Raw genomic sequence first — 24,810 nt, forward strand, 5'->3', positions numbered from 1 at the left:
GAGGTTTCAAGATTCGATGATAGGGTTTACTAAGCTCCTATGCGGCACGGCGACAGTATCCGAAGTGATTAAGTGCCGGGCCGAGGGTACAGCTCCTCCCCAGTTGCTTCAGTTTTCGGATAGCTCGCGCCCGTTGGTGGTTTGGAATACCACTAACCGTTGCAATCTCCGGTGCCGTCACTGTTACATCAAGGCCGAAGACCGCAGGTTTGAGGACGAGCTTACCAGTGACGAAGCCCGCGAGTTTATCCAGGATTTAGCACAGATGAAGGTGCCGGTGCTCTTGTTTTCCGGGGGGGAACCGCTGCTGCGTCATGACATCTTTGAGTTAGGACGCTTAGCGGCGGAATTGGGACTGAGGCCGGTCTTGTCGTCGAATGGTACCCTCATTACTGGCGAGGTAGCAAAACGCATTAAAGATGCGGGATTTCAGTACGTAGGTATCAGCATCGACGGTGCTCCTGGCACGCACGACTACTTTCGGGCCAGAAAAGGTGCTTTTGCTGAGGCTCTGGCGGGGATTCACGCTTGCCTTGCCGAAGGGGTTAAGACCGGTATTCGTTTTACGGTAAACAAGTGGAACCAGAAAGACCTCCCGGAGATTCTTGACATAGTGGCACGGGAAGACATCCCCCGTTTCTGCATGTACCACCTGGTTTATGCGGGGCGAGGGGCCGAGATTATGGCAACAGACACCTCAGCTGATGAAAAAAGAAGGATACTAGACCTGCTGGTCGAAAAGACCCTTGAGTTACACGCCATGGGGGCGGAGGTGGAGATACTCACGACCGACAACCATGCTGACGGTGTGTATCTCAAGAACTATATAGAGAAACATTATCCACAACGTGCCCCGGAGGTATTGACCTTGCTCGATATGCATGGAGGCTGTTCGGCGGGAACCAAGTTTGCCAATGTCGACCCTCGGGGCAATGTACATCCGTGCCAGTTCTGGCAAGATTATAATCTGGGTAATGTTCGTGAGACGCCTTTCAGCCACATATGGACTGGAGATGACCAGCTTCTCGTACAACTGCGAAACAAAAGGGTTCACCTGAAAGGCAAGTGCGGACGCTGTCAGCATAATTCTGTCTGCGGGGGGTGCAGGATTAGAGCAAGGGCTGCCCACGGTGACGTGTGGGCTGAAGATCCGGCTTGTTACCTCGAAGAAGACGAGATAAACGGCTAGGGGGGATGAGGGTTGGCTTTTCCAATCACACGGATGAGAAGACTGCGCAAGAACGAAGCTTTGAGACGTATGGTACGTGAAACCAGTCTATCGGTGGATGATTTTATCTACCCGTTGTTCGTGGTTTACGGGGAGAACAAAAAAATTCCCGTCACATCCATGCCCGGGGTTTACCAGCTTTCATGCGACATGCTCGAGAGCGAGATTCAGGAAACGGTGGACCTTGGCATCCCTGCTGTCCTGCTCTTCGGGATACCTGAAAACAAGGACGCGGTAGCGAGTTCGGCTTACGATGACAACGGTGTGGTACAGCAGGCGGTGCGGCTCATCAAAGACCGCTGGCCCGAACTCCTGGTTATTACCGACGTGTGCTTGTGTGAATACACGGATCACGGGCATTGCGGGGTAGTCACAGGCACAGGAACGATTGACAATGATGCCACCCTTGAGCTACTAGCCCAGGAAGCCCTGTCTCATGCCAAGGCTGGAGCTGATATAGTGGCGCCTTCGGACATGATGGACGGGCGCATAGGATATATTAGGGAAGCTTTGGATGCGAGCGGTTTTGCCGATACCGCGGTGATGGCATACGCAGCTAAGTATGCTTCGGGATTTTACGGGCCTTTTAGGGAAGCGGCAGAGTCGGCCCCCCAATTCGGCGACCGCAAGACCTATCAAATGGATCCGGCTAACAGCCGGGAGGCTTTGCGCGAAATCGAGCTAGACATCGCTGAGGGGGCGGACATCATCATGGTTAAGCCGGCCCTGGCGTACCTGGACGTTATCGCCCGGGTTAGAGAGCGGTTCAATCATCCCCTGGCTGCTTATAACGTCAGCGGAGAGTATGCCATGGTGAAGGCAGCTGCTGCCAACGGATGGTTGGACGAGGAAAGGATAATGATGGAGGTGTTGACCGCGATCAAGCGGGCTGGGGCTGATATCATCATTACCTACTTTGCTAGGGAAGCGGCGCGCTTGCTGGGATAAATAGAGAATAGCCACTGATGGACACAGATTGACGCAGATGTTCACTGATTGCTATTGTCTATAATAACTGTTATTTAAGGCGCAAGGGTATAGGAACTTTGACTGTAATAGAGGTGTTGAAACGAACCGGCTAACAGTTCAAAAAAGGCAACGGGTTCATCTCTGAATTTTATGGAGATTAACGTCTGTCAGTGGGCTTCAGGTAGAACATCGGGAGGATTAGTGAATGTTAGTTTCCTGGAACACTACCAATCAATGCAACATGTTTTGCGACCACTGTTACCGGGATGCCGGTCTCAAGTTGAGTGAAGAGCTAAACACTGAGGAAGGCAAAGAGCTTATCCGTGAGATAAAAAAAGCCGGTTTCAAAGTCATGATCTTTAGTGGTGGTGAACCGTTGATGAGGCATGATATTTTCGAATTAGGGGATTATGCACGCCAGCAGGGGCTGAGGCCGGTCTTGGGGACGAACGGTACACTTATCACCGGCGAGGTGGCGACGAAGCTGAAAGAAGCTGGATTTGCCGCCTGCGGAGTGAGCCTTGATAGTTTGGATGCGGCGAAGAACGATTCTTTCAGGAAACTGGAAAATGCTTTTAACCTTACATTGGAAGGTATCGATAATCTGAGAGAAGCCGGGGTTCCGTTTCAGATACACACCACGGTTATGGACTGGAACGTGGGCGAGCTCGAAGCTCTGACCGATATGGCGGTCAGGCTGGGAGCGGTTGCACATCACATTTTTTTCTTGGTACCTACGGGGCGTGGGTTGAACATCGAAGAGGAGGCTCTAAGGGTCAGGGAATACGAGCAAACCTTGGCTCGAATAATGGAGAAACAGAAATCGGTTGATATCGAACTGAAACCGACCTGTGCGCCCCAGTTTATCAGGGTTGCGGACAAGAAAGGCATCCCCGTGAGGTTCAGCAAGGGATGTTTGGCGGGTATTTCCTATTGCATAATAAGCCCTCGTGGAGATGTGCAGCCATGTGCTTATCTGGATCTTCGACTGGGCAATGTGCGGGAAACACCGTTCAGCCATATCTGGAACGAAAACCCGGTATTGCAGGAACTCCGAACCATGGATTACAAGGGCAAGTGCGGTATCTGCGATTACAAGGCTCGGTGCGGCGGTTGCCGGGCTCGGGCATATTACTACAGCGGTGGAGATTATATGGCTGAGGATTCGTGGTGTCTGTACCGCCCGCGCGAGACGAAGGAGTAAGAACGGCATGGACAAGGTTGACAGGAAGATATTAGAGGTTGCTCAGCAAGAGTTTCCTTTACAGGTCAGGCCTTGGGCAGAAATGGCCGCTGAGATAGGAATCAGCGAAACCGAGCTGTTAGACAGGATACGGAAGTTGAAGGAGCTCGGGGTGATAAGGAGGATCGGAGCGGTTTTCGATTCGCGTAAGCTCGGGTTTTACTCCACGCTCTGTGCAGTTAAAGTAGATCCTAAAAAATTAGAGGAAGTTGCAGCCTATATAAATACGTTTCCAGGGGTTACCCACAACTATGAGCGGGACGACGAGTACAACTTGTGGTTTACTCTGACTGCCAGTTCTTCAGCCGAAGCTGAGCGGCAATTACGGGATATCGAAGAGAATTGCGGGATTAAGATCATGCGTCTGCCCGCCCGCAAGGTATACAAGATTGAAGTGGTGTTTAACATGGATGGGGCGGAGGATAATGGATAGCTGGGTAGAAACCTTGATAAAGCGGCTTCAGGGAGATATTCCTCTGGTTACGGAACCATTTGCCGAAATCGCGCAAGAAACAGGACGGTCTCAACAAGAATTAATAGGAATCATAACCAGACTCAAACAGGATGGGGTTATCAGGCGTTTTGGCGCTATTTTGGGCCATCGGCAAGCTGGGTTTGCTCACAACGTTTTGGTTATGTGGGAAATACCGGAGAATATGGTAGATGAAGCAGGGGAATACATGGCTTCTTTTCGCGAGGTCAGTCATTGTTATCTCCGGGAGACTCCAGACCACTGGCCATATAACATGTATACGATGATTCATGGCCGGAGTGAAGAGGATGTGAACAAGGTAGTAGCGGACATAGCTGCCAGGTTTGAACCTTCTCGTTATCGTCTGGTCAGGAGTGTAAGAGAATTCAAGAAGACAAGTATGACCTACTATTAACAATGAGAAAGAGGGGTGCAGGGGATGGCGGCTGGACCGAATTCCCTTTTGCTTTGGGAGGAAGCCAAGAAGTATATCCCGGGAGGGGTGAACAGTCCTGTTCGCGCTTTCCGGGCAGTGGGGCAGGATCCCTTGTTTATTGCCAGGGCCAATGGGGCCAGGGTCTACGACGTGGATGGGCGAGAGTACCTGGACTATGTTTGTTCCTGGGGGCCCCTAATCCTCGGGCATGCCAATCCGGAGGTGGTGAAGGCAATTGCGGCAGCAGCTGCCGACGGCACCAGTTATGGAGCCCCTTGTGAGAAGGAAGTGAAGCTGGCTGGTATGATATGCCAGGCTTTTCCCTCTATCGACAAGGTAAGGATGGTGAATTCGGGGACGGAGGCAACCATGAGCGCCATAAGGCTGGCAAGGGCGTACACCGGTCGTGACAAGATAATAAAGTTCGAGGGCTGCTATCACGGGCATGCTGATAGTTTCTTGATCAAGGCCGGCTCCGGGCTACTGACTGCCGGCATTCCTACAAGTCCGGGGGTACCGGAGGACTTTGCCCAGAATACTCTGGTAGCCGAATACAACCATCTCGATTCAGTAGAAGAGTTGTTTGATCAGAACCCGTTCGAGATTGCGGCTGTCATAGTAGAACCGGTGGCAGGCAACATGGGCCTGGTTTTGCCCCAGCCCCAGTTTCTGTCTGGTTTGCGGGAGATTACTCAAAGGTTTGGGGCTTTGCTTATATTCGATGAAGTCATAACCGGCTTCAGGGTTGCTTATGGCGGGTTTCAAGATGTAATCGGAGTTAGGCCAGATTTGACGTGTTTGGGTAAGATAATCGGCGGCGGGTTGCCGGTAGGAGCCTATGGGGGTAGGGAAGACATAATGAATTTGGTGGCCCCAGAGGGACCGGTGTACCAAGCAGGAACGTTGTCAGGAAACCCCTTGGCCATGGCAGCGGGTATCGCAACCCTTGAACGACTTCAGGACGGGAGTATTTACAAGAAACTGGATGAGTTAGGCCGGGTTCTGGAAGAAGGGGTACGGTCAATTCTGATCGACAAAGGAGCAAAACTTACTCTGAACCGGCTCGGGTCAATGTTTTCGTGGTTTTTTACGAAAGAGGAAGTTCGTGACTACCCGAGCGCATTGACCTCTGATACAGCTCTTTATGCCAGGTTTTTCGCGAGCATGCTTTCACAGGGCATAACTTTGCCGCCTTCGCAGTTCGAAGTCTGCTTTATTTCAGGCGCTCACACCAGACAGGACATCGAATTCACCTTGGACGCTTTTGTTAGGGCTATCGATGAAGCGGGTGTTTAGGAGGGGGAAGGTCTAGTTTGAGCTTATTGGAGGAGAACCTCGGATGGGACTGGTTTATTAAGAAGTTCCATGAAAAAAGCGGGATCGATCTCGCCGCATATAAAAGACCGCAGATGGAGCGGCGGATAGGAAGCTTCATGCGATCGGTGGATGCTCGTAATTACGCTTCTTTTATAAAGGTATTGGAAAACGATCCTGTTGTTTACCGAAAATTCTTGGATCACCTTACCATCAACGTGTCGGAATTTTTCCGGAACAGCAACCACTGGGATATTTTGCGGAAAGACATCATGCCCGCACTTATCCGGCAGCGTGCTCAGGTGCGCGCTTGGAGCGCCGGTTGTTCAACTGGTGAAGAACCTTATTCCTTGGCGTTACTTTTTCAAGAACACTTTCCGCAGAGATTCGAGAAGATATTGGCCACGGATATAGATCAGGATGCTTTGGAAAAAGCTAAAACCGGGTTGTACTTGCCGAAGTCACTGCAGGCGGTTCCGCAGGCTTGGGTCAAGAAGTATTTTGAAGAGGTTAATGGATACTTTCGCATCAAAGACGAATTAAAAAACTGCGTTCGCTTTGAAAGACATGATTTATTGAAAGACAGGTATCCCTCTAACATGGATCTTATTCTATGCCGCAATGTAGTTATCTATTTCACAGAAGAGGCTAAAGAGAAATTATACCGCCGCTTCGTAGATGCACTGCGCCCAGGAGGGGTACTGTTTATAGGGAGTACTGAACAGATATTCAAGGCTAGGGAGATAGGTTTGAAAAGCGTGGCGACTTTTTTCTACGAAAAGGCAGCGGATTGACTCCTGGACCTATGGGCATTCAGTTAGATTGAGGTTTGGGGCATACCTAGAAAAAAATTTCACTTTCCGGCTGAGAACAAAGAGGAAATATGAAAAATCTATAGAAGTATTTGTGATGGGTGATTTCTGCTTCGGGCTTCGTGCCGGTGGCAATGCTGAGGCAAGAATATATAAACTCTTGTGGGGGTGATGCCTTTACACATTGGCTTAGGGATTCTGGGGGCACAAAGGGAACGCGAGTAGAGCACATCTCACAAAGAAAGAAGGAGGAATGACCTTGAAAGTTCTGGTATGTGTAAAGCAGACATTTGACACCGAAGCCAAGATCGAATTAAAGGATGGCAAGATTTCTGATGCTGGTATTAACATGATAATCAATCCCTATGACGAGGTAGCTGTTGAAGAGGGCATCAGGCTGAAAGAAAAAGGCATAGCTAAAGAGGTAGTAGTAGTCTCGGCTGGTGCAGACAAGGCTATCGAGGCTATCCGTACTGCACTTGCCATGGGAGCCGACAGGGGAATTCTTATTCAGCAGGATCTGGCTGCTGACGAATTTGCACGGGCCAAGGCTCTGGCGAAAGCCATTGCTGACGAGGGTGCAAACCTGGTTTTGGCCGGACACGTGGCCGCAGACGATGGGTCTTCTCAGGTACCGACCAGAATCGCTGAGATTCTTGGCTGGCCGCACATCAATGTCGCGACTACTCTGGACATAGCTGACGGAAAAGCTACGTGTAAGTGTGAAGCAGATGGCGGAACTACCGTGATCGAGGTAGCCCTCCCTGCTGTCATCAGCACCCAGGTGAGTTTGAACGAGCCTCGTTATCCTTCCATGAAAGGAATAATGCAAGCTAAGAAGAAACCGGTCAGCACCGTGGCTGCCGAAGCCGTCGAATCCAAGACCAAGGTACTCGAGTACTCGTTGCCTCCTGCTAAGGCAGCTGGCAAAAAGGTTACCGGCGAGCCGGCTGACCTGGCCAAAGAAATCGCTAACTTCATCAAGAACGATGTTAAAGTCGAAATCAAGAAGTAGGTAAAAGGAGGGTAACTGAATGGCTGGAACATGGGTATTTGTCGAACAAAGGGATGGGAACATTCGTAAAGTCACGTATGAAATGCTCAGCGAAGCCCAGAAGTGGGGCGATGAGGTTTCAGCAGTAGTTTTTGGCAAAAACGTGGCCGGGCTGGCTCCTGAGTTTGCCAAGTACGGTGCGGCCAAGGTTTATGTTGCTGATGCGGATGTTTTTGCTCAGTACAATACCGGAGCTTTCGTAGCACAGATGGCAGCGATGATTGCCGAGTACAAACCCAACGCGGTTCTGTTTGCTCACAGCTTCAATGGCAGAGACATGGCTTCAAGGCTGGCCCAGAAGCTGGAATTAGGTCTGGCTACTGACTGTATAGCGGCTGACATCAACGCGGGCAAGGGTGTTTTCACAAGAGCTATCTATGCCGGTAAGGCTTTGGCCAAGGTCGAAGTGGCCGGGTCTCCAGTATTGGCGACGATTCGTCCTGGAGTTTGGTCGCCGGCTGAGAAGGCTGCTGCAGGAGAAGTCGTCAATGTAGCAGTGGCTGCGGGTGCTGGGGACGTATACCAGAACGTGAAAGAGTTCATCCCCAGCGTGTCGGCTAGACCGGAGCTCACCGAAGCTGATGTCGTGGTATCAGGCGGCCGCGGCTGCAAAGGACCGGAAGGTATCGCCCTGGTCGAACAACTGGCTGACCTCATGGGAGCGGCGGTCGGCGGGTCTCGTGCTGCCATCGACTCCGGATGGTTGCCCCATGAACTGCAGGTCGGGCAAACCGGTAAGGTAGTCAACCCCACACTGTACGTGGCAGCGGGTATTTCTGGTGCCATTCAGCACTTGGCCGGGATGTCGTCTTCCAAGTACGTGGTTTGCATCAATACCGACGAAGAAGCTCCTATCTTCGGTATTTCCGATCTGGGAGCAGTCGGTGACTTGTTCAAGGTTATCCCCGCTTTGATCGATGAGCTCAAGAAGTAGTCGTCTATCATCTTGAGCGGCGAGGAAATGAATGGCTGGATATGCGTGGCTTAAGTCCCCATATCCAGCATTCATATTGATAAAACTGGGGAGGGAATATTTGCATGATTTTCGGTTACGAACCATTAGAGGTCTACGAAGTACCTATGCGGGTAGTCGGGGCCAATGTTCCCTACGAATGGTTGATTTATATCTTCATGTTTATCCCCTTAGCAGTGTTTTGTTATGGACTCTACAAGAGGATCAGGGTTTGGCTGCTGGCTAACGGCAGGATCAACCGGGCCGACAACTTCTGGAGCAGGTTATGGTCGTTGATCAAGTACAGCTTTGGCCAGGCTAAGGTAGTCAAGAAACCGTTGGCCGGTTGGATGCACTTCTTCCTGTTCTGGGGGTTCCTTGTACTGTTCCTGGCAGCAGGAGTCGACGCTATGCACTTCTGGCTGCATTGGCCTAAAGTTGAAGGTGGCGCCTATATCGGTTTTTCATGGATAGTTGACGTTCTAGGTTTTCTGGCGATGATAGGTATTATTGTTCTGGCCTTTATCCGCTATGTTCAGAAGCCTGACCGCTTGAACGATACTAAATCGTCAGATGGGTGGGTCATTTTCCTCATTTTCGCTATCCTGTTTACCGGGTTTCTGATTGAAGGATTGCGCATCGCGGCTCAGATCAAGCTGGCTACCAGGATCGACGAGATCCTTTACGAGGCCAAAGCCTCACCGTTCGGCTGGATGTTCGCTCACCTGTTCTCCGGTATGTCACTGGACGGAGCACTGGTATGGCACCGCTTGCTGTGGTGGTTCCACATGACCTTGGCCTTCCTATTCATAGCTCTGGTTCCGTTCAGCAAGCTGTGGCACATCTTTGTTAGCATGGTAAATTACTTTACCAGGGATATGGGGCCAAGTGCCTGCCGTATGGTTTACAACATTGAAGAAGCTGAGAGCTTCGGCGTAGAAAAGATCGAAGACTTCACTTGGAAAGACATCATAGACCTTGATGCCTGTATCCGCTGCGGGCGTTGTCAAGAGAACTGTCCTGCTTATCTAACCGGCAAGCACCTCAATCCTAAACTGACCTTGATTCAAGCTATGAAGCAGCACTGGGATGCCAAGGCTCCTTACCTCATAGCCGCTGAAGATGCCGGGCATCATGCTGATGAGGCAGCGGAAATGGCCATGACGGCAGAGGCGGAAGAGGTAAAGCCGGTCATGGAGCAGAACCTTATCTATGATGTCGTCACCACAGATGTCATTTGGGACTGCACTAACTGCCGTGCTTGTATGGAACACTGCCCGATGTTCATCGAGCATATTCCTAAAATAATCGAGATGCGGCGTAACCTGGTAATGTGGCAGGGTGATATGCCGGGTGAAGCCCAGATGGCGTTCACTAACATGGAGCGTAACTACAACCCGTGGGGCGTGGGCTTTGCCAACCGGGCCAACTGGTTGAACGAGCGCAACGTCAGAGAACTGGTCAACCTGGTGCCTGAGGACGGAGAGGAATTCGAATATCTCCTCTTCGGCGGCTGCGCGGTGGCATTTGACGACCGTTACAAGAGGGTCGGGGAAGCTCTAGTTCGAGTAGCGGCTCAAGCCGGGATCAAGCTTGGTTACCTGGGTACTGAAGAATACTGCTGCGGCGATTCGGCGCGCCGTTTGGGCAATGAGTATCTGTATCAGACCTTGGTCAATTCTAATATCGAGTCATTCAATAATTACGGGGTCAAAAAGATTATTACTCCGTGTCCTCACTGCTACAATGCGCTGAAGAACGAGTACCCGCAGCTTAACGGCAACTATGAAGTGTATCATTCTTCCGAGTTCCTTGCCAAGCTTATAGCAGAAGGAAAGATCAAGCTGAATAAGTCCATCGGGGCTAAGTTGACTTACCATGATTCTTGCTTCTTAGGCCGTCACAACAAGGTTTACGATGAGCCCAGGGCCGTTATTAAAGCAACCGGGTGCAACCTGGTCGAAATTGAAAGGTCCCGGGAATACGGTTTCTGCTGTGGCGCCGGTGGAGGCCGGATGTGGCTTGAAGAGCATGCAGTTGAAGGGTACAAACGTATCAACGATACCAGGACTGATCAACTGCTTGAACCGAATCCGGAGATGGTCATCACTAACTGTCCTTTCTGCCTGACGATGATTAACGACGGGGTGAAAGGAGTAGAATCCGAAGCCAAGGTACTGGATCTTCCTGAATTAGTCTGGCAGGCAATGCAATAGAAGGTAAGGTGGAAAGGTAAAAAGAGGGATCCGCTTTCGGGTGGATCCCTCTGCCGTTTTTTGGGGCTTTGGGAGAACCGGCGGGAAAAAATTGTGGAGTCTAAAGAAGGAATTCACAAAGCAGCGTAGAATTTGAGTTATTGTGACTGCAGAAATGCGGAGCAGGTACGGTTCCGGATTTCGGGGGACTTAAGGCAGAGGCTGCCATCGAGATGATAGATAACAGCGGCCAGCAAGGTCGGGCCAACTGCTCTGCACATACACCGACGGTTGTCGGACTGTGGCGATATTCTGCAGGAAAGGAGGGGAGTGAGGAAAGCAGACACTAAGGTAGAACCGGGGCTAGGTAGAGATATCATAGTTAATTTGGGGTAGGGAGGTAACGAGAAATGAAAATAATGGTTTTGGGCGCAGGTACTATGGGAGCTGGGATTGTTCAAGTCGCTGCTCAAGCTGGGTTCGAAGTAATCGTACGTGATATTAAACAAGAGTTTGTTGACAATGGTATAAAAGGCATCGACAAGGGTCTCAGCAAAATGGTCGAAAAGGGCAAGATGAGCGCAGATGACAAGAACGCGGTGATGGCCAGGATTAGCGGTACGGTCGACATGGCTGCGGCCAAAGATGTGGATGTGGTAATTGAAGCTGCTATCGAGAATATGGACATCAAAAAAGCGATTTTCAAGGAACTGGACGAGATCTGCAAGCCTGAATGTATCCTAGCTTCTAACACATCAGCTCTGAGCATAACCGAGATAGGAGCAGCAACCAAGCGGGCAGACAGAGTAATAGGCATGCATTTCTTCAACCCGGTACCGGCAATGAAGCTTATCGAGATTATCAAAGGGGCTTCTACTAGCCAGGAAACTTTTAATACCATCAAGGATCTTTCAATTAAGCTGGGCAAGACCCCGGTTGAGATCAACGAAGCTCCTGGCTTTGTTGTCAACCGGCTGCTTATTCCAATGCTGAACGAAGGTATGTATGCCGTCATGGAGGGGGTTGCAAGCCCCGAGGACGTGGATACCTCCATGAAGCTCGGAGCTGGGCATCCTATGGGTCCTCTCGCTTTAGCAGACATGATTGGGCTAGACATATGTTTGGCTATCATGCAGACTTTGCATCGCGAGTTTGGCGATGACAAGTATCGTCCTTGCCCGCTCTTGGTTAAGATGGTCCGTGCAGGGAAGCTGGGGCGTAAGACTGGAGAAGGTTTCTTTAAGTATTAGGAACGAAACTAAAAGGGCCTGCGTGCGTCACCAGGCCCTTTTTTTATCGTTATCAGCACGTGCTCAGTGGATAGACTATTTGTAGGGAACATATTTGGGGGAGGATCGCGGTGAGGATTGCAGTATATCCAGGCAGTTTTGATCCCTTTACTAAAGGCCATGTAGATATCCTTGAACGAAGCAGTAAGCTGTTCGACCGCATAATAGTTGCTGTTGTTTCTAACGTCCACAAGAAGAGCCTGTTTACCCTGGAAGAGAGGGTGGACATGATTCAGGAAGCGACCAGACACGTCCCCAACGTTGAGGTTGACTGGTTCAGCGGACTGGTTGTCAACTATGTGAAGGAAAAAGGAGCCTGTGCGATTATCAGGGGACTACGTACTGTAGCCGATTTCGAGTATGAAATGCAGATGGCCATGATGAATCGATATCTTTTGCCGGAGGTCGATACCGTTTTTATTATGTCAAGCAGCGATTATTACTACATAAGCTCATCGGGAGTGAAAGAAGCCGCGCTTTTAGGTGGCCCAGTCAGCGGCTTGGTCCCTCCCAACGTAGAACAAAGATTGAAAGAAAAATTAACCGAACTGCGAAAAGAAGCAAGATGACTGGCTTCGGTTGACTTTCTTAATCAGGCAATACGTAGACTTTGACGTTCTGTATTCCCCAATCGAGTGCTTCGCTATGAGTGTCGAAACACAGGTCAATTCGGTTACCCTTAATTGCACCACCGGTATCCGCGGCAATAGCTTCCCCATATCCTTCTACGTATAATCTGGTCCCCAGCTTGATTACGGTAGGATCAACGGCTGCTATGCCGCGTTGCAGTGGTAAACCTAAAGCCGAGGGGCGCCCGCCCCAAGGGTAGTTACACTGGTTACAGGGGCAGTAACCGGTAGCCTTCATGTCAAGTACTTGGATATACCTCATAGGCTCACTTCCTCCACGACTGGATACAACCGAAGAATTGGTTTCTTTATATTGCGCTAAGGCTTGCCTGGTCAGAGGCCCGACAATGCCGTCTGCTTCAAGGCTATTTGCTTTTTGAAAGGCCAGAACTGCCTTGCGAGTTTCGGGACCGAATTTGCCGTCAGCGTCGCCAGTCAAGTATCCGCGCTCCTTCAGGGTTTCCTGAAGTCGAGTAACATCCGAACCGGTGCATCCTTCGAATAACAAACGGGGCTGGTAAACATCCAAGGCTTTACGAGTCTCGGGTCCGACAATGCCGTCCACCCTGCACGCGTTTTCCTGTTGCAAGGCGAACACGGCTTTCTGGGTTTTCACACCAAATTTTTGGTCGGCAGGACCGCAGTAATATCCTTTCAGATTAAGGGTGTTCTGCAGACGAGCGACATCCTCTCCCTCGCAACCTACGTATAAATTACGTTGCTGAGTCTGAGCCAGTGCTTGTCCCGTCAAAAAAAACCCCACAAACAAAAACGATGCCAAACATAAGCCTAAAAGCCAACCTATGTAACGGTCAACCTGTCTTGTCTTCATCAGGGCTCCTCCTCTCACCCGCATGTTTTCCTATGTGTAAAACCACAATCGGTATTGTAAGTCTACCTTAAGTCGATCAGAGCGGACAACCTTGGTATTATAGCCTGTGAGCTACAATACAAAGCAGGCGGGTAATGGTGAGCACTCTTGAACCAGATTTGGCGTGAGATGTTCACTGAGGCGTATTCATCAAAGGGTGGAATTATTATGAAACGTGATGAAAACACAAAACCTTAAAAGGCTATGGATTGCAACATAAATTGCAATAAGCAGCAGAAATTGCAATAAATAGAATTTGTGAGCGAAATACAATAAAAAGACTTCCGGAATAATCGTCCGGAAGCCTCGATTTTCCTGGTGCGGCAGAAGGGACTTGAACCCCCACGGCCTTGCAACCACTAGATCCTGAATCTAGCGCGTCTGCCAATTCCGCCACTGCCGCCTGTCGTCGGTCTTTAGGCAAGGCTGAGCTCTGCCTGCAAACATAATTCTAGTATACACCCAAAACCTTTGTCAAGGTGTTGTCGTAGGCCCTGTAGTAGCGGCACAACAAGGCTACTTGAGTTCGAAGGTTATGTTTACAGTTGCGGTAACTTGCAGCTTGCCAGGCTGGATAGTGACGTCACCGTTGTCATATTTGCTTGTTTGCAATGCTCGGAAAGGCGGGGAGGGGTTATAACTGCTGGTGCTTTCAGTCACAGAAACAACACGTCCCAACTGCGCTCCCAAAGCCGCAGCTATGGCCTGAGCTTTAGCGTTTGCCTGCTGGCACGCCTTCTTAAGTGCCAGGTTAACTGCTTGTGACGAGTCTTGCTTCTCGTATGAGATGCTAACTACTTCGTTGGCTCCCGTCTTTAACGCACTGTCTACAATTTTTCCCAAACGGGCGAGATCCTGCACGGTCACGGTGATTTCATTACGTACCTGATATCCGACGATGACCGGGGGTCTGTCTTTGTCATTTTCCCCGGGATAGGAATATTGCGGCCAGACCGAGAAATTGCTGGTTTCGATCTGGTCTGATTTGATGCCGTCATCGGTCAGGGCGGCGACGACTTTATTGGTAGCAGCTGTGTTCCGATCTAGAGCTTCAGCCAGCAGTTTATCCGTAGTGACAACTGCCAAAACTACTTTGCCTTCATCGGGGGCTACAGAAACAGTTCCAAGGCCCGAAACGACCAAGGTCGGAGTGGGCGGGGTGGTCTCGGCGGTGGCTGGTGCAACCTGGGGTTGACATAAACCGACGAACAATAACAACGCAGTCAACAATAGCGTAGTGACCGTTAGTCTATGAAACTTTCTCATCGATACCCGACCTCCTTTTCTCATTTGCAACTATCGGCGATGCGGGCTAGCTCTTCTACAGGCAAAGTGCCGCTTACTTCTACCCGATAGCACTGGTCATCGACATACACGGTACAGCTTACCACAGACTCATTGTTTTGCACTCCAGCTGCTTCAGACCTGTTTTGTTGCTTGGTCTCGGCAATGCTGCTCTTCGTTGTCGTTTCCGGTATCGGTTCTGAACCGCTGTCGGACAAAGTATTTATTTCGCTCGGAACGAGGGGGGGTGTTTCCTTATCACCTCCTGTTGGACGGACCAGCACGTGGATTTGGGATCCGTCCTCAGTTGCGTAAGTAAGGCTGAGGGTACCGGTGGTGTCACTTTCTGCCTTGGCCAAAGAGTACCCCGCGGGGATGTAATAGGGACGCACGACGGTAAAGCGACTCGCCATATTTGTCAGTGACACCTGAGGGGCGAACGAAGGTGCGCTCCGACCATTGGTGCGCAGATCGGTTGATGTCCGGCCGTAGTCCGGGGTATTGAGCTGGGGCTCCGGATTCGCAGTTGTTTCGGCTTCGCCAGGCACGGCCTTTCGTTCTCGAACACCAGCGGTTAGTTGTTGAGCCTTTGGAGACTGTCCGGATCCTACCGAGATTGACTGAGTTGCCGACTGCTTGAGATGAGAAGGACTTTGTCTGGATTCGAATACTGACGAAACCGGCGACTTAACTATCAACGCCAACAACATAAGGACAGCCACTATTCCACCCACCATCCGCGGATTGAAAAGGCCTAACAGTTTTGAAAATCTGTCCCTTACCGTGCGCGAGCCGTACGCAGCTTTGCCGCAATGCTCGGTGACACGGAGCATGACTTTTTGGTAAAAGTCGCTGCCAACAGGCGGGATATCGTCGCTGAGGCGAAGAACCTCGGTTTCCATGCTAGTTATAGCGAAGTTATTGCGGCAACTCGGACAGTTCTCTAGGTGTTTTTCAATCTGTGAACGTAGGTAAGGGTGAAGCCGCCCATCGCAGAATAGGTACAGCATTTTATCTACTTGCTGACAATTCATCGCGCTGTCTCCTTTCATCCCGACGTTCCAGCAGCACCTTGCGAAGGGATTTGCGAGCCCGATGCATTTTAACCTCTACGTTTTCCCGCGTGATACCTAAGGCGTCAGCTATCTCCTGGTTAGACATATCCAGTTGATAGCGAAGAATTAACATTGCTCTGTAACTTTCCGGCAACTGAAGCAGTGCTTCTTTGAGGTCTAGTTTCAGTTCCTCGCGGTCGTAAACCACAGCCGGGTCGTTATAATCGATGTTGAGGAACGGGTCTGCCCGATTGCTAATATTATCCTCGAAATTTACCAAAACCACCTTCTTCTTTTTGCGCAAACGGGTAATACAGGTATTGACAGTGATCCGCTGAATCCAAGGAGCAAAGCGCCGGGAAGTATCGAACTGGTAAAGCTTTTGGTAAACGGTAATGAAAACTTCCTGAGCAATGTCTTCGGCTTCTTCCCGCTGGTTGGTCATGCGGTAGGCGATGGTGAACACCTGCCGCTGATATCTATGTACTAACTCTTCGAAAGCCTGTAGGTTTCCTTGCACAGTTTCGTGGACCAGCCTTTCATCGCTAGGAGCCACTCTTCTTGCCTCCTCACAACCCGTTCATTAATGATTACGGGAACGAACAGTCAAAGCTTACACCGGAATAAAAATACTGCCTGTACAGGCAGTTTACCATATAACGTCAATTGTTTGGTGGCTGAATTCCAATGGAGTCCTTATAATCGAAACCGGGTTTCCAGTGTTCGGAAACATCCTAACAGATAGTGGGCGGCAAAGAAACTATAGGCCAGGCATCCGACCTGAATAGCAAACGGCTTGCCGAAGCACAGGAATCCGAGTACGGTAAGGGTGCAGGCGGCGCAGGCACCAAACCCGAATTGGAACGCGGCTCCTCTCCACCGAGGACAGTCTCCACCAACATGGAAGTAAAGAATAAACAGCCAGGTCATTCCTAATAGGTTCATGGTCATGAAAATAAAGCTGAAGTCTAGTTGAAACCACATGTAAACAACAAACACCAAGCCCGTTAAACCCAGCTTTAAATGTATATCTTGGGCCACCAGGTTCCAAAGGTATGCATGAGGCAAAATGTTGTCGGGGCTAGAAGGGGGATCCCAGCGTCTATTCACAATTCGGTTTCTCCTTGAGCTTAATCGGTATTCTTGTATCTAGGTTGGTCCTTTTTCTGTTCTCCTATTCCGCCATCTCTTACCATCAAAAAGAACCGCACTCACTTCTTTCGCGAAACCGACGATACAGAGACAGATGGGGGCTTTACCTGCTCAAACGTGCCACGGCAAAGTCGCAAGAGCAAAAAAGGAAAGAGCTGGTCTTTCTCGAATAATCTTGGCAAAAGAAATTCCAGATAGATTCTGAGAGGTGGCGGGATGATCCGGGTAGAAATGCTGGGCCGTTTTAGTATTCTTGCTCCGGATGGAGAGGTTTCGCTTCCCACCATCAAGGTGCGCATGCTAGTGGCATACCTTTTCTGGCAACAGGGTTCATGGGCCAGACGGGAACTTTTACGCGGCATGCTTTGGGGTGACGTTGACGAGGATCGGGCAGCGAGGAACCTCCGCACGGCCTTGTATCTGATGCGACGAGCCTTGGCCGCAACGGGTACCCCGGATAACCTCTTGGAGGTTAGGCGAGACGCGGTGCGTGTGGTGGCCCGGCCGGACTGTATGGTGGACGCACGGCTTTTCGAGCACAAGGCCTTAGCGGGATTGCGGGAAAATGACTGGGAAGTAGAACTGTTGATGGAAGCCGCTTCTCTTTACCGGGGACCGTTTCTCGAGGATCTGGATGCGGAATGGAGCCTTCCTGAGCGCCGACGTTTGACCGACCTGTACTTAGCCGTCCTCCGGGCTCTGGTGCATCGCCTATCTGCTTTGAGTTTCCACGAAGCAGCCGTTTCTTATGCTACCCAATGGTTGACTGCGGATCCCCTTGACGAAGCTGCTCACCAAACCCTGATGCGCCTCTACGCGACCTTAGGTCAACCCAGACGAGTATTGGAACAGTTCGAGCAATGTCGAGAGGTGCTCAAAAAGGAACTGGGCGTCTCGCCCAGTGACGTTACTGTGGATCTCGTACACAAGCTGGTACCAAACGGCGAAGAGAGTTCCACTACGCGCTCGCAGAAAAGCGCTTCGAGCCGAAGGCCAACAAATTCCGGCATCGGTAGCCGAGAGTTGGAAGAGTTACCCATCGGGGAAAGGCTTTCTACCGATCCTTTACGGAATGCCCGGTTGCTTCTAGTTTCCGGCGAGGCAATGGCCCTGATGGGAGAAACGAAAGAAGGCATCAAATCGCTGGAAAAAGCTTTGACCTTTTTCGACCGTTTTAGTATCCTGGCGGCCAGGGCTCGCCTGATGCTGGGAGAAGCTCTGATATGGCTTTCAATCCCCCTGACCCCTAAATTGGACAATTCGTTGCGTGATAAAGGATTACGTTACATAGAAGAGGCCCTGCAGTATTACAGGGCTAACGGACCGCCTGCGGACCTGGAGCGGGCCTTGCAGCTAGGGGCGCAGGCCTGCTGGCTAGCAGGCCTGAACAGCCGGGCGGTGGAACTGGCACAGGAGGGGTTAAGTCTGGCCGTAAAACTAGGAGATCGGGAAGCCGAAGGCCGCTTGGCAGCTGTGCTGGCCATATGTCTTCGGGAGAAACATCGCTTGGCCGAAGCGGTAGCGGTTTTCGATCGGGCGCTTCAAAGCATACCTTATATGGGCACCCCTTGGGAGATACTTTGGATGATTTTCCAACGAGGGATACTTTCATACATCATCGGCGATTTAGCTGAAGCAGAACGCTTTCTGCAGGAAGCGCTGACTATAATCCGAGCCACTACCTTCCCGTCCTTAATGGTGAAAGTGGGGGAATGCATGATCAGGTCGATGATGATTGTGGTCTTACATTACCAGGACAAACCCTCGGAGATGGACGGATTTCTAAAACCGGAAATGGACAAATACAACCCGGAGCCTTTCGTATATTTGAACACGCTGTTTGCAGCGGGCGAGGCACGCCGTTCTCTCTTGCCAGGTGTAGAGGGATGGCTGCGGGCGCGGCTACTTAACCTTCCTAGCCCAATGATCGCTTGTACCATCCGTTCGGTTGTGGAAGAAATGCTCGCTGCGGGGCTATTCAGGGAAGCAGCTCGCTGGGCCGGGGTGGGAATAAGATTGGCTCGCATTCGAGAATGGGGGGCTTTTGAGGCATTGTTTTACTGCCACAGATCGGTAGCTTTGCTCAAGCAGGGGCAGCACGCAGCAGCAGCGGTTTGCCGGAAGCGGGCCGAACGATTGGCCGATCCGTTTGACCGCTGGACTCGAGCCTGGCTCGCCCGGGTTGATGGCTTGCTCTCCTGGGCGCAGGGCCAACCCGCAGGGGCCAGACTGTACTTAGGAGAAGCCAAACGTCTTTTCCTGAGAATCGGTAGTCGATACGATGCGCGCCAGGTCCAAAACGACCTGAGGAACATATCAAAAAATGTCGATCTCACCTCTACTTTTTCAGACGAGTTCTAGTACGGTATTGTGGCCAAACAATTAACGGTGAAAACGGCAGGTTTCGTTGCGGTAGAGTCAGGAAACCTGCTTTCTTGTTTTTGTAAGCCAATCAGGTGGATGGATAATCCTCGTTTTTGACGTTTTTTTTACGATCATTCGTTTATTCTGAAAATGTATGGGTTTATATGTGCTCTCGAAGGCTTCGCGGGCTGCAGGTAAAGACGAAGCGTGACCTGCCAAAAGTAATGTGCGAGTAGGAGGTGAGTTTGCAGAGTAAATAGCAAGTTCGGGCGGCAAAACTCGGGGTTTGCAGGTGTACAGCTTTTATTGCGGCTTCTTTTGAAAAAGCAAGGACCCGTCAGTTGGTGTGGGTTTTTAAGGGGGGAAGACCATGTTTTGTGATCAATGCGGTAAAGAAGTGACGCCAGGTGCACGGTTCTGCGCCGAGTGCGGAGCGCCATTGGATCAGCCTTCAACGACTTCGTATTCGTCGGTTTCGGGGGAAAACACTTCTCAAAGGGAAAGACCTCGGTACCCGGTTTCGGCAGCGCCGGAACCAAGTATCGCCGAATTATCTGATGAGGAGGCACCGACCGGTCCTCTCGGGTCCGAACAGGAAACGGGGACTCAACCGCCGGTAGGGGGAGCCGGAACCGATACCGGCCTTCCGAGAAACCTGGCGGCACTCTTATCTTACGTTCTGGGCTGGCTCACCGGACTAGTGTTCTACTTTATCGAAAAAGATTCCTTTGTTAGATTTCACGCCATGCAGTCCATTCTCGTTTTCGGAGGCATTACAGGGATATACGTCATTATTTCCATCTTGTTTCCATTAGGGTTGTGGAGGATATGGGGCATCGTTCACGTCTTTACAAGCTTGCTCTCGCTATTGTTCGTTATCCTGTGGGTGCTTCTTATGGTGAAGGCTTACCAGGGAGAACGGTATAAGCTACCGTATATCGGTGATTTGGCAGAGCAGTATGCAGAAAAACGGTGAACAGGGAAGCAAGTTGGTACAACTGCACTGCGTTAGGAGGGATCCAAAGTTGGTTTCTTTCCCACATCACGGGCGAGGTTTTGTTGGATAGTCATTTTAACAGTGCTTGCCATTACTATCTTTCCAATCGGGTATTCACCCATGGCTATCGCCCAGTCTCCGGTTAAAGGGCAGGTACTGATTAACGATCCGTCATTTGTAATGCTCACCGCCATATCGAATCCATCAGGGCAGCCAGACATCACCTATAACCTCCAGGTGAAGGCCAACGACCGGGCCTGGCCGGTAGAGGTTTCGCATTTCTCGTTCGATAACAGCCAGCCGTTGTGCTTAATGGCCGCACTCTGGTCCCCCTGCGCTTTGTCAGCGAAGCTCTGGGGGCCGAGGTCAACTGGAATGCTGCTACGCGGACTATTTCTATCATGCCTTAGTTGGAGAGGACCTAAGAGCCCATTGAAACATATAGATAGAGCGAGAGTAAGAACAATCGTGAGTGATTTTGGATAGGGGGTATTTTCATATGTTCTGCCCACAATGCGGTGCCAAGGCTGACACAAGGGCGCGCTACTGTGTGAACTGCGGATCGCCTTTACCGGCCGGGAAAGCGCAAACCTTGGCTGACGAGGCTACTTCCCTCGGGTCTGAGATTGTTACTTCCAACGGCTCTATCAATTCTGGCACACTTGATAGTTCTGGTTCTCCTGAAGTTACAACTTCAGGCCATGACGGCGGGGGCACGACACCTCCTAGGGCTAATGTTTCAGCTGTAGGCTTATTCTTTCAGACATTGCCGTATGTTTTTCTACGCATCATAGCGTACCTGGCATTTGCCCTGGTTTTACTGGTCTTTTTGGGCTTGATGGGTGGCGTAGGGTTACTAACAGCTCGTTTCTTTCAGAGCGCAGGGCTACCGCTCGCGGTAGTTGGGTTGATTGCCTTCATGGGCGCATGGGCACTAGCTGTTTTGGCCCAGAGGTATGTCTTGTATTTAGTAAGAATTGCTCACGTTGCCGTCATCACCGAAGTTGTTACCAAAGGTCGTTTGCCAGAGGGCACTAATCAAGTCGCTTACGGAAAAGAGAAGGTGCTTAAGCATTTCGGTAGTGCGAGCGCCCTGTTTGTGGTTGATCAACTGGTTGCAGGAACGGTGCGGCAGGTTCTCAACTGGCTAAGTCAGGCAGCCGGGTGTCTAGCGAACATTCCGGGTTTGGGCCTGATCATTGGGATCCTGCGCCGAATTCTGAACCTGGCGGCTACCTATATCGACGAGGCCGTGATGAGCTATATCCTACGCCGCGAAGACGAAAACGTATACCAGGCGGCCTGCGACGGGGTCGTGCTGTATGCCCAGAGCTGGCGGCAGCTTCTGGGCACAGCCACCTGGTGCGTGCTGGTCGTGACCTGTATTTGGGTGGTGAGCTTCCTGTTGATACTTTTCCCCCTCTTGGGAGTGGCTAAGGGCCTAACTCCGGAACCAGGGCTGCAAGCTCTTTATGGTTTTGTTGGACTATTAGCTGCGTTCGTTCTGGCAAACGTAATAAAATGGGCCTTGATTGACCCTATAGCTACTGTTGGAATGGTACTTGCCTACAATCGGGCTATTGAAGGGCAAGTGCCATCTTATGACTTGCGGGCTACTATCACCAGCGTATCCGGTAGATTCAGGGAACTCGTACACAAGGCCACCTCCACTCCTCCAAGGGATTCCGGACCTGCGGTAAGTGGGTGACGGGCGAATTTACTTCCCAGATGCTCAACGTCTTGTGTATTGCTCACGGTCGTGGCAGTATGGAACCGCGAAGGAGGGATGAGAAGCAATGGACAAGTACCACGGTTTGGTCGTCTCGGACCCAAGAGTGATGATGGGCCAACCGGTGATTGCTGGGACACGCCTTACCGTGGAGCTTATACTAGAAAAGCTGGCCACAGGCGAAACGGTGGAACAAATCTTAGATGCCCACCCTCGGCTTACCAGGGAAGCACTCCGAGCCGCTCTGGCCTTTGCAGCTGAGGCCTTACGGGCAGACGTTGTTTACCCCATAGGTGAGAGGTCCAAATGAAATTCCTCACTCCCACGTAATTCTCTTCACCGCCTGTCTTTTTTCGGGCCTCAGGGCACTTGCTGCCAAATGTACTCTGGGTAATTTCTCTAAATTCTGTCTCTCGAGGCCCTACCAGAGCGAAAACATCGCCCGATCCATTCCGAGGGCACGGGCGAACTCGACTACGTGGGCGTATTCTTCACGGCGGATCCTGCGGGCGAGCTCCGGATAGTGCGAGGTCCTATACGCTGGGTGGTACTGAGCCATGATATTGACGACGGTGTTAGGAGATATATCTTCAGCCAAGAACTTAAGGACAGCTTCCGAATCGGCCAGGTTGTTTGGAAGGACCAGGTGCCGTACCAAGAGTCCTTTTACCGCCAATCCCTGGGAATCAATTTTAAGATCTCCAACTTGGCGGTGCATTTCCCTGATCGCGGCCTTAGCGACATCGAAGTACGAGCGGCACCCTGTGTATTTTCGAGCTTTTTGATTGTCGGCGAATTTGACGTCTGGCATGTAGATGTCGATGATGCTGTCCAATAATTTCAAGGTGGCTACATCTTCATACCCACCTGTGTTGTAAACCAGAGGGACCGCCAGTCCTTTGGGCACTGCCAGATAAACTGCCTCCACGATCATGGGAATAACGTGGGTGGGTGACACTAAATTGATATTATGGCATCCCCGACGCTGCAGGGAAATCATTATGTCTGCCAGGGCTTCGGTTGTTATTTCTTCTCCTTCTCCCAACTGGCTTATTTCAAAGTTCTGACAAAAGACGCACCTCATTACGCAGTAAGTGAAGAATATGGTTCCAGAACCTTTAGATCCTACGAGAACGCTCTCTTCGCCGAAATGGGGACCGTAGCTGGCCACAACGGGGTTAGAGCCTGTTCGGCAAAAGCCGCGTTCTCCCGCCAGGCGGTCCACTTCGCAGTGGTGGGGGCAGGTATTGCAGCAGCGAAGGCGGTTTTTAAGCTCCTCAACCCTGGCCCGCAACTCGCCGGTACGGTATAGGTTTAGGTATCCGGCAGTAAACAGCTCTTTCTTGCTAATTCCCATCAACCCCTTTTAGAATACTGTAGGTATTATTTTTCCCTGTGTGAGTCAGAAGACCCTGGGGCATTTTTAAGGCCGTAATTGTTGCAGCGGAAATACAAAAGGCTTCTGAGTTGAGTTTCTCAGAAGCCCGATTTTCGTTGGTGGGCCATGAGGGAGTCGAACCCCCAACCTTGTGATTAAGAGTCACCTGCTCTGCCAATTGAGCTAATGGCCCAGTAAAATAGGCATTCCTGGCGGTTGGGTCACCTTCATGAACATGTGATTATCAACTTTCCTACTGGAAATTGTATTAGACCACAGAGGTTTAAGCAAGAGTTTGTTCAAACAAGGAGGTTTTTTAACTCGTCAACGGTTAATCCAGCCTGACTTAAGATAGACCTCAAGACCCCCTGTTTTATGTCCCTGTTACCGTGATAGGGAACGACAGCCCTTCTGCCGTCTGGATGACGCAGAATGTAATGGCTGCCGGTCACATGGTCAACCTCAAAGCCAAGTTTCTGCAGAGCGGCAATGACTTCCCTGGCCTTAAGAATAGGCAGCTTCCCCATATTTAGGCCACGTCCACAGTAATAGTCTCTACTTCCGCCTTCTCAAGGCCGATGGGCAGCGGCTCTCCGTGTTTTTTCAAGCTCTCGATGTACCCTCTTATGGCGTCTTCAGCCATTGCCAAAGCTTCTTCCTTACTTTCCCCCTGGGTGACGCAACCCGGTAGTGCCGGTACAGAAGCAATATAGCCTCCTTCTTCGGCGGGTTCGAGGTAGACAATAAAACGGGCCATATTCTAAACCTCCAGGAACAGCGGTTTCGCTTTTGTATTTGAAATTATTTTCCCCCAAGAAGGAGGGTTAAGCAAGGGCTTGCTTAAGCTAGGGTGTTTTTAAAAAGGCCTTGACCCATTCTCTTGGAGGTTGTGGGATACCATACTTTTTAAGTAATCCCACATAATCATTCCATGCATCGCCTTCTGCGTATTCGTCTTTTTCTCTCAAAGCCTGCTTCATAGCCTGTGCTACTTGTTTTCCTTCTGCAGTATGCAAGAAAACTAATCCGGGATGTATCTTCTTGGCCTGTCTCGCCTTGCCCTTCGCTTGTAGCTTCAGGGACTCCCAGTTTCGCCATAACTCCATGTACTCTTCCATGCTGGCCTCTCCAACTTCCAGCTTTTTAATCATTCTGGACAAGTCCTGGTGAAGGCCTTTCAAGGTTGAGCGGACAGTTTCTTCCGTGCTTAGGTAATCTTCATTACACTTCTTAGAACAGAACCTACTGGATTTCTTGGAGACAAATAGCTCCTGGCAGAACTCGCATCGTTGGACTTCTATATCCTGCATAACACACCATAGTATCTCAGTCCATACTAAGGCAAATATGCAGGGTGAAGAAAAATCCACTCCCATCGGGTAATTTA

Annotated in this window: 27 protein-coding genes and 2 tRNA genes; 17 read left to right on the top strand and 12 right to left on the bottom strand. The window is 50.7% G+C overall.

Annotated elements, in window-relative coordinates; genetic code table 11:
• Positions 1-16: 16 nt before the first annotated feature.
• The 12 genes from HPY90_RS01850 to coaD all read left to right on the top strand — a co-directional run bounded on the left by HPY90_RS01850 (position 17) and on the right by coaD (position 12,533).
• Positions 17-1,189, top strand: coding sequence for a radical SAM/SPASM domain-containing protein (locus tag HPY90_RS01850; RefSeq protein WP_287190456.1), 1,173 nt, complete (start codon positions 17-19; stop codon positions 1,187-1,189).
• A 12-nt stretch (positions 1,190-1,201) separates the two neighbouring features.
• On the top strand, positions 1,202-2,176 hold the full coding sequence (hemB, locus tag HPY90_RS01855) for a porphobilinogen synthase (RefSeq protein WP_287190459.1): 975 nt from the start codon (positions 1,202-1,204) through the stop codon (positions 2,174-2,176).
• A gap of 226 nt (positions 2,177-2,402) precedes the next feature.
• Entirely contained in the window at positions 2,403-3,401 is a 999-nt protein-coding gene (gene nirJ2 / locus HPY90_RS01860) for a putative heme d1 biosynthesis radical SAM protein NirJ2 (RefSeq protein ID WP_287190462.1), read from the top strand.
• A gap of 7 nt (positions 3,402-3,408) precedes the next feature.
• Positions 3,409-3,873 (top strand): siroheme decarboxylase subunit alpha, encoded by a 465-nt coding sequence (gene ahbA / locus HPY90_RS01865; RefSeq protein ID WP_287190465.1) that lies wholly within the window; start codon positions 3,409-3,411, stop codon positions 3,871-3,873.
• Positions 3,866-4,327: a siroheme decarboxylase subunit beta gene (gene ahbB / locus HPY90_RS01870; RefSeq protein WP_287190467.1), complete on the top strand. Its 462-nt coding sequence runs from the start codon at positions 3,866-3,868 to the stop codon at positions 4,325-4,327. The genes ahbA and ahbB overlap by 8 nt, the downstream gene beginning before the upstream one ends.
• Positions 4,328-4,351: 24 nt before the next feature.
• Positions 4,352-5,644 (top strand): glutamate-1-semialdehyde 2,1-aminomutase, encoded by a 1,293-nt coding sequence (gene hemL / locus HPY90_RS01875; protein WP_287190469.1) that lies wholly within the window; start codon positions 4,352-4,354, stop codon positions 5,642-5,644.
• A gap of 17 nt (positions 5,645-5,661) precedes the next feature.
• Positions 5,662-6,456 (top strand): CheR family methyltransferase, encoded by a 795-nt coding sequence (locus tag HPY90_RS01880; RefSeq protein ID WP_287190472.1) that lies wholly within the window; start codon positions 5,662-5,664, stop codon positions 6,454-6,456.
• Between the two features lie 277 nt (positions 6,457-6,733).
• Positions 6,734-7,489 carry an electron transfer flavoprotein subunit beta/FixA family protein gene (locus HPY90_RS01885; RefSeq protein WP_287190475.1) on the top strand — a complete coding sequence of 252 codons (756 nt, stop codon included), beginning with the start codon at positions 6,734-6,736 and terminating at the stop codon, positions 7,487-7,489.
• A gap of 19 nt (positions 7,490-7,508) precedes the next feature.
• Positions 7,509-8,462: an electron transfer flavoprotein subunit alpha/FixB family protein gene (locus HPY90_RS01890; RefSeq protein ID WP_287190477.1), complete on the top strand. Its 954-nt coding sequence runs from the start codon at positions 7,509-7,511 to the stop codon at positions 8,460-8,462.
• A 104-nt stretch (positions 8,463-8,566) separates the two neighbouring features.
• Positions 8,567-10,696, top strand: coding sequence for a heterodisulfide reductase-related iron-sulfur binding cluster (locus tag HPY90_RS01895; protein WP_287190480.1), 2,130 nt, complete (start codon positions 8,567-8,569; stop codon positions 10,694-10,696).
• Positions 10,697-11,085: 389 nt separating this feature from the next.
• Entirely contained in the window at positions 11,086-11,925 is an 840-nt protein-coding gene (locus HPY90_RS01900) for a 3-hydroxybutyryl-CoA dehydrogenase (protein ID WP_013175580.1), read from the top strand.
• A 110-nt stretch (positions 11,926-12,035) separates the two neighbouring features.
• Positions 12,036-12,533 (top strand): pantetheine-phosphate adenylyltransferase, encoded by a 498-nt coding sequence (gene coaD / locus HPY90_RS01905; protein WP_013175579.1) that lies wholly within the window; start codon positions 12,036-12,038, stop codon positions 12,531-12,533.
• Between the two features lie 19 nt (positions 12,534-12,552).
• Here coaD and HPY90_RS01910 read toward each other — a convergent pair whose 3' ends face one another.
• The 6 genes from HPY90_RS01910 to HPY90_RS01935 form a co-directional block, all read right to left on the bottom strand.
• A complete protein-coding gene (locus tag HPY90_RS01910) occupies positions 12,553-13,425 on the bottom strand; it encodes a peptidoglycan-binding protein (protein ID WP_287190487.1) in 873 nt (290 codons plus the stop codon).
• Positions 13,426-13,780: 355 nt separating this feature from the next.
• A tRNA-Leu gene (locus tag HPY90_RS01915) sits at positions 13,781-13,867 on the bottom strand.
• Between the two features lie 113 nt (positions 13,868-13,980).
• Complete coding sequence (locus HPY90_RS01920) at positions 13,981-14,730, bottom strand: SIMPL domain-containing protein (RefSeq protein WP_287190489.1); 750 nt, start codon at positions 14,728-14,730, stop codon at positions 13,981-13,983.
• 20 nt (positions 14,731-14,750) lie between these two features.
• A complete protein-coding gene (locus HPY90_RS01925) occupies positions 14,751-15,782 on the bottom strand; it encodes a zf-HC2 domain-containing protein (protein ID WP_287190491.1) in 1,032 nt (343 codons plus the stop codon).
• Positions 15,760-16,359, bottom strand: a complete 600-nt coding sequence (locus HPY90_RS01930) for an RNA polymerase sigma factor (protein ID WP_013175575.1) — start codon at positions 16,357-16,359, stop codon at positions 15,760-15,762. The genes HPY90_RS01925 and HPY90_RS01930 overlap by 23 nt, the downstream gene beginning before the upstream one ends.
• Before the next feature lie 140 nt (positions 16,360-16,499).
• A complete protein-coding gene (locus tag HPY90_RS01935) occupies positions 16,500-16,913 on the bottom strand; it encodes a hypothetical protein (RefSeq protein WP_287190494.1) in 414 nt (137 codons plus the stop codon).
• A 258-nt stretch (positions 16,914-17,171) separates the two neighbouring features.
• Between HPY90_RS01935 and HPY90_RS01940 the strand changes: the two genes are divergently transcribed.
• Both HPY90_RS01940 and HPY90_RS01945 read left to right on the top strand, forming a co-directional pair.
• On the top strand, positions 17,172-19,316 hold the full coding sequence (locus HPY90_RS01940) for an ATP-binding protein (protein ID WP_287190497.1): 2,145 nt from the start codon (positions 17,172-17,174) through the stop codon (positions 19,314-19,316).
• Positions 19,317-19,689: 373 nt separating this feature from the next.
• Positions 19,690-20,295, top strand: a complete 606-nt coding sequence (locus HPY90_RS01945) for a magnetosome magnetite crystal formation protein family (RefSeq protein ID WP_287190500.1) — start codon at positions 19,690-19,692, stop codon at positions 20,293-20,295.
• A 32-nt stretch (positions 20,296-20,327) separates the two neighbouring features.
• Here HPY90_RS01945 and HPY90_RS01950 read toward each other — a convergent pair whose 3' ends face one another.
• Positions 20,328-20,540 (bottom strand): hypothetical protein, encoded by a 213-nt coding sequence (locus HPY90_RS01950; RefSeq protein WP_287190503.1) that lies wholly within the window; start codon positions 20,538-20,540, stop codon positions 20,328-20,330.
• 81 nt (positions 20,541-20,621) lie between these two features.
• Between HPY90_RS01950 and HPY90_RS01955 the strand changes: the two genes are divergently transcribed.
• From HPY90_RS01955 to HPY90_RS01965, 3 genes are all read left to right on the top strand, one after another.
• Positions 20,622-20,726: a stalk domain-containing protein gene (locus HPY90_RS01955; protein WP_083761985.1), complete on the top strand. Its 105-nt coding sequence runs from the start codon at positions 20,622-20,624 to the stop codon at positions 20,724-20,726.
• A gap of 89 nt (positions 20,727-20,815) precedes the next feature.
• Entirely contained in the window at positions 20,816-22,024 is a 1,209-nt protein-coding gene (locus HPY90_RS01960; protein WP_287190509.1) for a zinc ribbon domain-containing protein, read from the top strand.
• 88 nt (positions 22,025-22,112) lie between these two features.
• Positions 22,113-22,355, top strand: coding sequence for a DUF433 domain-containing protein (locus tag HPY90_RS01965; protein WP_287190512.1), 243 nt, complete (start codon positions 22,113-22,115; stop codon positions 22,353-22,355).
• 111 nt (positions 22,356-22,466) lie between these two features.
• Here HPY90_RS01965 and HPY90_RS01970 read toward each other — a convergent pair whose 3' ends face one another.
• From HPY90_RS01970 to HPY90_RS01990, 5 genes are all read right to left on the bottom strand, one after another.
• On the bottom strand, positions 22,467-23,402 hold the full coding sequence (locus HPY90_RS01970) for a radical SAM protein (protein WP_287190533.1): 936 nt from the start codon (positions 23,400-23,402) through the stop codon (positions 22,467-22,469).
• Between the two features lie 138 nt (positions 23,403-23,540).
• Positions 23,541-23,616, bottom strand: a tRNA-Lys gene (locus HPY90_RS01975).
• A 106-nt stretch (positions 23,617-23,722) separates the two neighbouring features.
• Positions 23,723-23,950, bottom strand: coding sequence for a type II toxin-antitoxin system HicA family toxin (locus HPY90_RS01980; protein ID WP_287190514.1), 228 nt, complete (start codon positions 23,948-23,950; stop codon positions 23,723-23,725).
• Positions 23,951-23,952: 2 nt separating this feature from the next.
• Positions 23,953-24,180: a type II toxin-antitoxin system HicB family antitoxin gene (locus HPY90_RS01985; RefSeq protein ID WP_287190516.1), complete on the bottom strand. Its 228-nt coding sequence runs from the start codon at positions 24,178-24,180 to the stop codon at positions 23,953-23,955.
• Between the two features lie 88 nt (positions 24,181-24,268).
• Positions 24,269-24,810, bottom strand: a 542-nt coding sequence (locus HPY90_RS01990; RefSeq protein ID WP_287190519.1) for a hypothetical protein, incomplete at its 5' end; no start/stop codon positions are given.

This window comes from Syntrophothermus sp. (genome assembly GCF_013314835.1).
Classification (GTDB): domain Bacteria; phylum Bacillota; class Syntrophomonadia; order Syntrophomonadales; family Syntrophothermaceae; genus Syntrophothermus; species Syntrophothermus lipocalidus.